This window comes from Alkalinema sp. FACHB-956 (assembly GCF_014697025.1).
Taxonomy (GTDB): Bacteria; Cyanobacteriota; Cyanobacteriia; order Leptolyngbyales; family Leptolyngbyaceae; genus Alkalinema.
Window position 1 is genome coordinate 52,831 of the sequence record NZ_JACJRC010000012.1, and the last position, 11,993, is coordinate 64,823.

Annotated in this window: 6 protein-coding genes; 1 reads left to right on the forward strand and 5 read right to left on the reverse strand. The window is 51.0% G+C overall.

Annotated elements, in window-relative coordinates; translation table 11 throughout:
• Positions 1-28: 28 nt before the first annotated feature.
• Positions 29-514 carry a site-specific integrase gene (locus tag H6G21_RS14250; RefSeq protein ID WP_190574093.1) on the forward strand — a complete coding sequence of 162 codons (486 nt, stop codon included), beginning with the start codon at positions 29-31 and terminating at the stop codon, positions 512-514.
• 11 nt (positions 515-525) lie between these two features.
• Here H6G21_RS14250 and H6G21_RS14255 read toward each other — a convergent pair whose 3' ends face one another.
• From H6G21_RS14255 to H6G21_RS14275, 5 genes are all read right to left on the reverse strand, one after another.
• The gene (locus H6G21_RS14255) at positions 526-1,938 is read right to left on the reverse strand and encodes a hypothetical protein (RefSeq protein ID WP_190574094.1); all 1,413 of its coding nucleotides are present in this window, start codon (positions 1,936-1,938) and stop codon (positions 526-528) included.
• A 220-nt stretch (positions 1,939-2,158) separates the two neighbouring features.
• Positions 2,159-4,699 carry a TonB-dependent siderophore receptor gene (locus tag H6G21_RS14260; RefSeq protein WP_190574095.1) on the reverse strand — a complete coding sequence of 847 codons (2,541 nt, stop codon included), beginning with the start codon at positions 4,697-4,699 and terminating at the stop codon, positions 2,159-2,161.
• Positions 4,700-5,110: 411 nt separating this feature from the next.
• Positions 5,111-10,072 carry a non-ribosomal peptide synthetase gene (locus tag H6G21_RS14265; protein WP_190574096.1) on the reverse strand — a complete coding sequence of 1,654 codons (4,962 nt, stop codon included), beginning with the start codon at positions 10,070-10,072 and terminating at the stop codon, positions 5,111-5,113.
• Positions 10,073-10,095: 23 nt separating this feature from the next.
• Positions 10,096-10,833, reverse strand: coding sequence for a hypothetical protein (locus tag H6G21_RS14270; protein ID WP_190574097.1), 738 nt, complete (start codon positions 10,831-10,833; stop codon positions 10,096-10,098).
• An 88-nt stretch (positions 10,834-10,921) separates the two neighbouring features.
• Entirely contained in the window at positions 10,922-11,980 is a 1,059-nt protein-coding gene (locus H6G21_RS14275; RefSeq protein ID WP_190574098.1) for an LLM class flavin-dependent oxidoreductase, read from the reverse strand.
• Positions 11,981-11,993: the final 13 nt, after the last annotated feature.

Sequence of the window (11,993 nt, forward strand, 5' to 3'; positions counted from 1 at the left end):
TGGATCCTCATAAGCTTCCTCGATCGCCATGCAAGACCCTGATCTTCCAGATTCCTCAAGCGAAACGGCTTTGCGCTGGTCAGCCGAGCCGATTCTTCCGATCGTCATTGTTCCGCTGGAAACAGAGGGAGAACAAGAGAGCGATCCTGCTGTCAATGTGTCACTAGAGCCGCACCTGCAACTCATTGAGCAATTTCTCCAAGCAAAATCCGCTGGCAGCACCCAAAAAGCCTACCGCCACCAGCTCCTGAAATTTGCGACCCATCTGGAAGCGATGGAAAATTCCCTAGATCCAACTAAAAAACGGTCACAACTCTGGGAGACCGTGACCGCTGAAGCGATTCGAAAATATATCCTTGCACTCCGCCAAGCAGGCCAAAAGCCGACTTCCATCAAGCAAACCCTGAGTGCAATTCAGTCGTTTTATAAATGGCTACGGCAACAGGGTCACTATCCCGCCACCCAAGCGTTACCGACGGATTTAATCGATCGTCGTCTGCTCGATCGCCGCTAGGAACACAAAAACTATGGGGCAGCGGGTTCTGGCGCAGGTTCCGCTACAGGTTCTGGTGCAGGTGCGGGTTCTGCTACAGGTTCCAGCGCAGGTTCTGGTTCTGGTGCAGGTGCAGATTCTGGCACGGGTTCTGCTGCGGGTTCTGCAACAGGTTCCGCTACAGGTTCCGCTACAGGTTCCGCTACAGGTGCGGGTTCTGAAGCAGGTGCGGGTGCCACAGGTTCCGTTGTAGGTGCGGGTTCCGCAGCGGGGGCCGGGGCCGCAGGGACGATCGGCGGCGCTGCGATCGGGAGCACAATCCCCCCTGCAGGTGCAGCTGGTTCTGCAGGACGGGCATTATCAGCGGTCGCAGGTGCACTTTGGCGTTTTTCAGCCTGCCATTGTTGATCTAAATCCTGGGTGATCGCTCGGTTGCGTTCCGCTTGCTGACGTTCTTCCGCACTCAGATTGTTATCTTCAAATTTGAAGCGAATGGGCCGATCGCGAAGTTCCGGCGGACGGGCTTCTAACTGTCGCCGTAACTTATCCATCAATTGCCCCTTGGCTTGATCAAACGCTGCATCCAGGTCGCGATCGCCACTGGAGCGTACCTGCTTGATATCCACCAAGCGTCCCTTGTCGTCGTAAACCGGCATAATGCGAGGCCGATACCCGGCTAGCACCCGTTTATTTTGACTGCGATCATAGGTAATCCCATCGTAGTTCGGTTTGGGTTTGGGCTTCGCGGGCTTTTGTGTTGCGGGAACGATCGCCAGGGGCTGGGTTGAGGGTTTAACTTGGGGGTTTGGTGCGGGGGAAGAGGGGGTCGAGGCTTTCGCGATCGGGGCAGATCCGTTGCCTTGACCGTTACCACTGCCAGATCCCTTTCCGGCACCATCGCCGCCATTGCCGTTCGCCTGTCCCCCCGTGCCTGCCCCTAACCCAGAATTCTTAAAAATTCCTCGGTCTTGCGGCGTAGAAGGCTTAGCAGGAGAGGGTGTGGTGGGCGTTGGCGGGGCAGATGCAGGGGTGGTAGGTGTCGGTTTCGGCTCCTCTTGCAGATCCCGATCGGTAATCTCCGGAATTTCTGGGGGAGCTTCCGGTTCCGTGACCTGGGGTTCTGGAGCCAAGGTTGCCAATTGCAGAGATTCATTGCCCCCACTGCTACCTCCCGCTTCTTCCGGCTCACTGAACTCGTTTTCCGCTAGTTCTTCCGGCATTTCCAACGGATCGAATTCTTCAATGACAATTTCCTGTTCTGGCTCTTCCACAGGCGGCATTTGCGGAATCGTCGGCTTCAGGTAAACCAACGCGATCGCAATACCATGCACCAGCGCCGATCCGCCAAACGCGATTAACATCAATCGTTTTAGAAAAGACTGATCCTTTAATCGTTGTTCGCGGGCGGCGGTGGAAGCAGGACTGGGAGCAAGGGAAATTAGCATAGGGGGGGGATGAGAAGAATTGCAGCAGCAAACGTGCAGGAATTAACTAACGATTAAGCAACCATTGAGCGTAAACCGATGAGAGCAACTGAGGGTAGCTCTTCATGGCAATAATGAGAACTAGTCTCATTAAATTAAGACCTTTGTATGGTAAACGATCGCAGGATCAGTTTCAACCCATTTTCTGCGAATCATGCTTCCCTAACTCTCAAAACTGTACCTAGAATTGTACTGAGAACGAACCAATCACAGTAAAGGGTTCACCAAAGTAATTTCTAGAAGCCCGCACATTTTGCACCGACTCAATGTAATTCACATTGCCGATGTTCTTGAAATTCAAGCCTAGTCGCCAGTTATTGCGCCGATAAAAAATTGCGGCATTGGTCACAAAATAGCCATCTGCTTGGTAGCTGTTATCCAGATCACCCTGCCGATCGCCCACGTAATTAAATCCAATGCCAACGCCCAGCCCTTGCAAACTGCCCTGCTGAACTTCATAGGTCGTCCAAAGGCTGGCACTGTGTTCCGGCACGCCGAACAGACGATTGCCGATTAAGCTGGGATCACTGTCCTGGGTGACTTCTGCATTGATGTACGCATAGGATGCAATAAACTTCCAACCAGGCAGAATTTCGCCAGCAAGATCCAATTCAACCCCTCGGCTACGCTGTTCCCCACTGGAAATAAAGGCCAAGGGAAAATTGGGATCGGGTACCGCCACATTTTGTTTTTTCACATCAAAATAGGCCAAGGTTGCCAGCAACTTTTTATTGAACAATTCTGTTTTGATACCGACTTCCCAGCCTTCACCCCGTTCTGGTTCCAGGGGAACACCATTCACCGTTGTGCTAGAACTAGGCGTAAACGATCGGGAATAACTGCCATAGAACGATAGGGATTCCGTGGGTTGATAAAGCAATCCAAATCGGGGTGTCCAAGCGGTACTGGTAATTTCAGTTTCATTGGCATCAACGGCTAAACCGGGTAGCGCTTCCGCCTTTTGGGTCACGGCATCGTAGCGCACGCCTAGAAGGAGCTTCAGGTTTTTCTGAATGGCAATTTGGTCTTGTAAATAAATCCCTAAGCGATCGGACTTGAGGCTCCGTCCCCCAAAATCAAACAGATCTGCCTCATTGGGCTTAGCCAATTGCCCATAAACAGGATTGAAAATATCCAAAGTCGTCAGCGTGGTCGGATCAAGGACTGAAAATTCCCGAGTATCGCTGTGGTTTAAATCCACGCCAAACAGCAAAGTATGCTCTAACGCACCTGTCGCAAACTGACCCACCACGTTCGTTTGCATCGTATAGGAATGGCTTTCCCCTTCCTGGGAGGCATAGAAGCGATCGACTAAGCCCGCATTATCCACAAACAGCGGCAAGGCAATCACGTTGTAGTCATAGCCGTAGAAGGTATAACGGAAAGCATTACGAATTTTCCAATGGGGGTTAAACCGATGTTCTAAGTTATACCCAACATTGACGTAATTGGTCGAAATAGCATCATCGGGTTCGTTAACAATTTGTTCACGATCGACATTGCCGACCCTATTGCCGACGGCTGCAATTCCCAAGTCCGCAGGTCGATCTTCACTGAGATATTCTAGTGATAAATTCAAGTCTGTTTGGGGATTAATTTTAACCGCCAAGCTGGGTGCAACGAACGATCGAATAATATTTTTCTCGTAATCGCGGAATCCATCATTATTTTGGAACAGTGCATTGAGACGATAGAGCACCGTTCCCTCGGAATTGACAGGCCCGGATAGATCTAAGCGAGGCTGGACAAAATTACGGCTTCCCAGTTGCAATTCCAGTTCTGCAAAGGGTTTGGACAACGGCTTTTTGGAGACGAGGTTAAGTACACCACCGGGCTGAATTTCCCCGTAGAGAATCGAAGCAGGCCCCTTCAGCACTTCCACCTGCTCCAAATTGGCTACTTCTGGGGTGGCTTGCGAGAACCCATAGTTCCGGAACCCGTCCCGCAGCACAGGGGCATCATCAAAGCCCCGAATACTAAACCGTCCACCTCGTCCAAAGTTCTCGCCGGAAAACGTAACACCACTCACGTTACGGGTCACTTCTTCAAGCCGCGTGGCTTGCTGATCGCGAATGACATCCTTAGGCACAACCTGAATGGCTACCGGAGCATCCAGAATACGGGTGTCCGTTCCGGTGGCTGTGGATGCACTGGGGACACGGTAGCTGGGGGCTTGGTCAGCCGTAATGACAATTTCCTCTTCTCCTTCCTCCGCAGGCGTTGCCTGGGCGGTGGGTGGGCTATATTGCGTTTGTATGTCTACGATCGGCCGTTCCGTTTTCCCGATCGCACGAATTTCAACTTGATTGTTTTCACCTTGTCTAACAGTAATCGATTGGATGGCTGTTGTTGGATTATCAACTTGGAAACTTGACCCTTCCCGCAGTTTCAATACAGCGTTGGGAATATCTGCAATGAATGTATTGGCTTCACTGCGCATTTCTGCTTGTAGTTGCCCTGCCTGTCCTGTGATCAGAAGAATTTGGACTCCCGTTTCCGTTGGGGTAACCTGAACCTCCGTCACAGGAATCACGCTGGCCTGCTCCGTCTGTGCCAGTAGGGATTGGGCCTGGGTTTGTGCGGTTTGTAGATCAGCAATGCGATGGAGGGAGGCGCTGGACGATCGGGGCGAAGGTTCTTCTTTAGCCTCACTCAGAGAAGCTGCCAGCAGCGCGATCGTCCCTGCCAAGCCTAAAGCCGTTACAAGTTGATATCGATTCATACATTCCTCATGCAAAACACCACGGGAGCAGTCGTCAAACTCTTAGTTGTCGGCATCCCGATCAGGATCATCCCCACTGGATCATCCGATCGTTGTCCTGTCACAACCCTAGATAGGCTCGCCCGTCTTGCGAATTACTTTCATTAACTTGTCACAGTAAAGGAGTTTGTTGACGCTGTCAAGTAATAAGTTAAGACAACTTAATTGCAATAAAGTGGGAAGTTCCTAACGGGGTGAAGTCCTAAAGATCAAGGGATTCTCTGCTGGAAATCAGATTTCATGAGCTTGTGAGGCTACTGTTCCGTAACTGAAATTACCTGAGAGTACGATCGAAGGATTTTTGATTGATCAATCTATTTAGTATAGATTCTCAATATTGTTTCAATCCTAGATTGGGGATCGGAGAGAAAATTAATCAATTGACTCAGCTGAGAGGTTTCCCGTGCTTAAAGTCATCAGCGGTGTTTGGGGCTGATCGATTAGCTGTCTCAAAATCCGTTGGTAATGGCTCCACAATTCCGCCATGGCCGCGGGTGTAAACAGTTCCACGCTATAGTTCACCGTGATACTCAGGGTTTGTGCCGTTTCGATATAGACCTCTAGAGGTGTCTCATCGGAACTCAGTTCGGAGTCAACCTCGGCCCATTCGGTTTGCCTCGTTTGCATGTCGATGACCTCCCAGCCCGAGTCGCCAGCCTGTAACGTTTCCTGTACTGCTGTAGTGTGGGTCACGCTGGCCATCAACACCGACGGTAGTATCGATGGTGCTAGGGACTGAACCTGCTCCATTACCCAGGAAATTGGTAAATCCTGATGGGCGATCGCGTTATTCACCTCCGCTTGCAATTGTTGCACCCAAACCGATCCCGGTACTGTTGGCAAAAGTTGCGATCGCACAATCACATCGTTGATAAAGCAACCAATCATGGATTCGGTTTCCGGCAAAGTGCGATTGCCCACGGTCAGAAAAATCCAAATGTCCTGCTGTCCCGTCCAAGTGGCCAAGGCGAGTTTCAACACTGCTAACAACAGCCCAAAGCGAGTCACTTTTAATTGTTGACTCAACCGAGTGACGGCCTCAGCGAGGGGTTGCGGGAGTTGGGCAAAATAGTGGCGCGATCGCCGACTGCTGGGGGGCGACGGCGGGAAGGATGGCGGGGCGATCGTGGGATGACGATCTCGCCACTTGTGCTGCCAATGCTGGAGTTCCTGGGCGATCGTGGCTTCGGTGTAAACCTGGCGCTGCCACTGGGCAAAATCTGCGTACTGCCATTCCACGGGCGGTAGGGGTGAAGGGTTCCCCTGGGCAAAGGCTGCAATTAGGGCTTGCAACTCCTGTAACAAAATACCAAACGACCAGCCATCAGTAATAATGTGGTGCAGGGTCAGGAGTAACCAATGCTCCTGGGGAGCCAATTGAAAACGCGCCACACGCCAGAGAGGAGCGGTTGCTAAATCAAAGGGTTGTTCCGATAGCGCGATCGCTTGATTTAAGGCTGCCGTTTCCCGTTCCGCGAGGGGTAAGGTCTGTAAATCAAAATCACTTACTGTTAATTTTAGTTCTGGCAAAATGACCTGCATGGGCTGACCGGACACCGATGGAAAAATTGTCCGCAAAATGGCATGGCGACGGATCAATTCATTTACACTTTGGGCCACGATCGCCAGCGGTAAATCTCCCCGAAATCGCAAAGTAATGGAACTATTCCAAGCGGCCCCGTCACTGCCGGAATGGTGCAATTCCCAAATGGATTCCTGGAAAAACGAGAGCACGATCGGTTCCTGGGGGGATCGAACGATCGATTGCAATGGAGGCCGAAGGGAATGCGCGATTGGTATTGCTGGATTGCTCGCTAGGGCATTATCAGTAGAATTCTCTGGGGTAGCACGCTGTGCTTGCTGTAATGTTGTAATGTGTTGTGCTAAACCTGCTACTGTGGGAAACTCAAATAGATCCACGATCGCTAGGCTAACTGACAATGCTGGAATTAATCGCGCGAGTAGTTTGGTGGCTAGTAACGAGTGACCGCCTAATTCAAAGAAATCATCATCAATACTGACTTGCTCTAACTGCAACGCTTGGGCAAAGGCTTGGGCGATCGTGGCTTCAAGATTGGTACGGGGTGCGACAAACGGATTGGTACGATCGTCCCGTTCAATCATCGGTTCTGGCAATTGCGGGCGATCAAGTTTGCCACTGGTATTCAACGGTAGATGATCCAGAAGGATGAACGCAGCTGGGATCATGTATTTTGGCAGCCGTTGTTCTAGAAATTGCCGCAATGCACGGGGCAGAGCTGTGGGCCGATCGCTGGCTCCATCCTTCACTACAGTGGGATTTTTCGGTACCCAGTAGGCAATTAACCGGATATCCCCTGACGCTTCCTGGCGATCGAGGATCACCGACTCCTGCACTTCAGGATGTTGGTTCAACACCGCTGTAATTTCGTCTAATTCAATCCGAAAACCCCGCATCTTAACCTGATTATCCATGCGTCCCAGAAATTCCAGATTGCCATCCGGCCAATAGCGCACTCGATCGCCTGTTTTGTATAACCGTGTGCCGGGAGTGGCACTGAAGGGATCGGGAATAAATGCCTGGGCGGTCAACTCTGGACGATTGAGGTAGCCCCGCGCGACTCCGGCCCCACCAATGTAGAGTTCTCCTGGTACGCCGATCGGGACGGGTTGTAACGCCGCATCTAAAACATAGGTGCTGGCATGGCGCACGGGTCGCCCGATCGGTAACTCCCGCCCTACCCAGGTTGCTGGATCGAGGGTCGTCAGATCCGCTATTGTCGTCACGATCGTGGCTTCTGTAGGGCCGTAGCTATTCACCAGCCGCACTGGGGGCGATACCCGTTGTTGCCAGAGTTTCCAGCGATCGACCAGTGCCTTTTCCCCTCCAATAATCACTAACCGCAGCGAATCTGGTAACGAGAGTACTGGTGTTGCTATTTCCATTGCTGGATCTAACTCCGTTGCCATTTCCATTACAAGTTGATGCCAAAAGGCGGTGGGGAGATTGAGTACGGTAATCTGCCAGTCCTGACAGGTTTGTAAAAATTGCGCCATGGAGCTGAGCATCGTTTCTGTGCGTAGAACCAGCGTTCCCCCCTGCACTAAGGTGGGATAGATTTCCTCCGCTGCTGCATCAAAACTGATGGATGCAAATTGCAAACAGCGATCGCGGGCTGAAATTTGATAATTCTCAATGGCCGATTCGGTATAACTCACCAGCGATCGGTGTTCCACCATGACCCCCTTGGGCGTCCCAGTCGATCCCGAGGTATAAATCACATAGGCCAACTGATTGGGTTGCACAGGTACCGCTAAATTATCCGATCGCGCTGCTGCAATCTCAGGCCAAGCGGCATCGAGATCGACGATCGGGGTCGTCGCGAAATCCTGGGGTAATCGAGCTGCGAAATGGGCTTGGGTGAGCAAGACTGTCACCTGAGCATCGGCAACAATCCATTCCAGCCGCTGACTCGGTATTTGGGGATCGAGGGGAACATAGGCACCTCCGACTTTGAGAATGCCCAATAGTGCAACCATCATTAACCCCGATCGATCAACCCATAATCCCACCCGACTTTCCGGCTCAATTCCCAGAGTTTGCAAATAGTGGGCCAGTTGATTCGCTTGCTGATTGAGTTCGCGATAGGTCAACCGTTGGTCTTCCCATTGCACTGCAATTGCATCCGGTGTTTGCTCGACCTGTTGTTCCAGCCAATGATGAATGCATTGATCGGCAGCTTTCAAAACAGAGGTCAAATGCCATTGTAATAACTGTTGTTGGGCCTGCGGGGTCAGTAAAGGTAAACGGGCGATCGCTTGGTCAGGATCGGCTAGAATCCCAGCGAGTAAGGTCTGGAATTGGTCAAGTAACCGAACGATCGTCGATTCATCAAACAGGTCGGTATTGTATTCCAGTTTGCCAATTAATTCTTGATCTGATTCTACTAAGTGAAAAGTTAGGTCAAACTGTGCGGTCTGGTTATCAATGCGCTCGTGGTGAACGGTTAATCCTGGTAGTTCGATCGTTTCGATCGCGAACGTATTTTGTAACACCAACATCACCTGAAACAGCGGTGCATAGGCTAGACTGCGCGACAGTTGTAATTCATCGACTAACTTTTCAAAGGGTAAGGTTTGGTGCGCCAATGCCCCCAACACCGTTTCCCGCACCCGCTGCAACAGGGTTCTGAAACTGGGATTACCCGATAAATCAGTCCGTAAAACTAAGGTATTGATAAAACAGCCAATCAACGGCTCAACCTCCGGCTGCTGGCGATTGGCGATCGGGGAGCCAATGAGAATATCCTCCTGCCCGGTATAGCGAAACAGCAGGGTTTGTAATGCGGCCAACAACGTCATAAACAGCGTGGTTTCCGTCTGCTGCGCCAGGGCTCTCAGGCCATGAGTTAAGGATTGGGGAATGGTAAACGAGAGCGTTTTGCCCACGAAGGATTGGGCGGCGGGACGAGGGCGATCGCTGGGGAGAATCAGGCGATCGGGGGCTTGATGTAAGGTCTTTTTCCAATAGTCTCGATCGGCGTCAAAGCCGTGATTGTGAAAAAATTGTCGCTGCCAAATCGTGAAATCTGTATATTGTACAGGTAAGGGAGGGAGCGGCGATGGTTGACCTTGGGATAACGCAGCATAAAGTGCGCTGAGTTCCCGAAAAAACACCCCGATCGACCAAGCATCAACGGCAATGTGATGGAAAGTGAGTAGTAAAATGGATTCCCTAGGACTCAGTTGTAGTAAGGTCGATCGTAATGTTTGATCAGTCGCTAAGTTAAAGGGTAGACAAGCCTGTGCGAGGGAATATTGCTGGATTTGCGATCGCTGTGTCTCTGGATCAAGTGCCATCCAATTCAGGATAGTGAGTCGCCAATCTTCAATGCCCTCTACGGTCTGATACAGTTCCCCATTCAGGGTTTGCACCGTCGTGCGTAAGACTTCATGGCGTTGCAGAATTGTTTTTAAACTCTGTTCTAGGGCGATGATCTGGAGATCTCCCGTAATCTGCAAAGCGATCGAGATATTATTCGACACTGCACTTTGCAGCCCAAGTTGATCCTGGAACCACATACGCTGTTGGGCAAAGGACACCGGCAAGAACCACTGTCCAGAAGCATCTTGCTGTCCAACTTGAGCACGATCGCAGGGCTGGATTTTCCAAATGTTCGTGGTGGAATTGGACTGTGTGTTAGCTGATGGGTTGGTTGCGAAGTTGGTTAAGTGATTCGTTTTCTGATGGACTTGCTGCTTTAGTCGTTGCTGAAGTAAGGCTTGCTGTTCTGGTGTCAAGGCTGCGATCCGTTTCGCTAAATCATGATTTGGCAAAGTACCTTGTATCACCATATTTTTAGCCACATCATTCATTGTTACACCTGTTCCTGCTCAGTCGCCTCTGTTTCACGCCGCACTAGCCACCCTAGCGCCACCATTGCCAAACCACTGTAGAGACCGAAGATCGCCACGATCGCCCAGTCTGCTAGCCACCAATGAAGACCCATGCCTTCCCCGAACCAAAATGTTCCTAATGCGCCCAGTAGAATTCCCGCGCCTAATTTAATTAATACTTCGGGAACGTTTAGTAAATACTGATGTAACCCGGCGACGATCACGATTGCAAATCCGAAGGCGATTGCTGTTCCGATTAGTGCTTCTGGCCAAGCCTGGGAAGCCGATCCCAGGGTCACGATGAGAATGGCAACCTCAAGCGTTTCTAAGACGGCACTTTTCAGCATGGCGATGAAGTTGAAAAGACTGAACCCCACGGCTTGTGGCTCTAACGTAATGCCCTCTGCCGTCAAAGGATCGTCAGACATCCAACCCGATCGTCGTCCCTGTGCCTGCCGTTGGAGTGATTTGTTCACCCATCGTAAGCCCAACCCTAGCAAAATGGCTCCCACTAAGCGTTGCAAACACTCAAGGGGAATCCAGAGTAAAACCTGACCCAAGGGGACTGACAGGAGGCCCACTAGCAAAATGCCCCCCAAACTGCCTAGGAGCGCTTCTCTGAGGTAGCCCGATCGCGCGATCGCGTAGGCAATCACTGCGATTTCTAAAAAATCGATCGCGGCCCCTCCGATCGCGGCTAGTAAAATACTTCCGTTCACTACCTGTTCCCTCCCATTACCTGTTGCTTTCCATTACCCGTTGCCTCCCGTGTGCAGCCTTGCTTGCCAAAATCTTTCCTCCAGCCTACTAACACAGCGCAGGCACTTCGTCATAGTGCTGTTTCAGCGCCTTTAATTGCTCTAAACTTTCCATGACCCAATCAAACTCAATGCCAAAGTCAATCAGGGCCGCGACTTCATCTACCCCCGCTTGTTGCAAGTTATCCACCATTTGCTGGCAATAGTCTGGCGTTCCCATCAACACTTTGCCGTTGAAATAGCTGTCAAAACTAAACTCTAAGAGATCATCTAAATCTTGGGGTGTCAACGTTTTGGGATCGATCGAAAATCGCAATTCTCCCGCAGATTTCAGGACTAAATCAAAATGGGTTTTGAGATAGTTTTTAAATGGTTGCTTAACTCGATCGCGAACCGTTTGGCGATCATTGCCGATAAAGGTATGAATCATCATGGCGACTTTTCCACGATTGGGATCGTGACCATGATCTACTAACGACTGGCGATACAATGTGACTTTGCGGAGAATCTCATCTAGGTTCTGATACAGCGGTGATGTGAGAATGTTTGCCCCAATTTTACCCGCATCAATAAAGGTATCATCTGCCATCGCAGTAATCCAGATGGGCACTTGCGCCTGCAACGGTCGCGGAAACGTCTGAACTGCAACAGGTTGGCCATGTCCCCCCGTAAATTCGATCGCGGCTCCTTGCCACAGTTGTTGCACGACCTGAATATCCCGCCACATGATGGCTTTTCTGTCAGCATACTTTTCTGGATACAAGACAAAATCATTCGGATGCCAACCTGGCGCAAAGGAAAGACTCACCCGCCCCTGGGAAAGGTTATCTACCATCGCCCATTCCTCCGCTACCCGCAGGGGCTGTTGCAACGGAATCACCACACTGCCCGATCGAATTTCCAACTGGTTCGTGACCATGGCGATCGCGGCTCCGGCCACGGAAGGATTGGGATACAGCCCACCAAAGGCATCAAAATGGCGTTCAGGAATCCAAATGCCTGCAAACCCGTTGCGATCGGCAAATTTCGCCCCTTCGATCAGCAGTCGATATTTGTCCTGACTCGTGCTAGACCCATCCCCTGAAAAATAGAATAGACTGAATTGCATTGTGCTTTGATCG

Excerpts from the sequence above, each read along its gene's own strand:
- H6G21_RS14265 (WP_190574096.1), bottom strand. The coding sequence starts at position 10,072 with ATGGTGATACAAGGTACTTTGCCAAATCATGATTTAGCGAAACGGATC.
- H6G21_RS14250 (WP_190574093.1), top strand. The coding sequence starts at position 29 with ATGCAAGACCCTGATCTTCCAGATTCCTCAAGCGAAACGGCTTTGCGC.
- H6G21_RS14260 (WP_190574095.1), bottom strand. The coding sequence starts at position 4,699 with ATGAATCGATATCAACTTGTAACGGCTTTAGGCTTGGCAGGGACGATC.
- H6G21_RS14275 (WP_190574098.1), bottom strand. The coding sequence starts at position 11,980 with ATGCAATTCAGTCTATTCTATTTTTCAGGGGATGGGTCTAGCACGAGT.
- H6G21_RS14255 (WP_190574094.1), bottom strand. The coding sequence starts at position 1,938 with ATGCTAATTTCCCTTGCTCCCAGTCCTGCTTCCACCGCCGCCCGCGAA.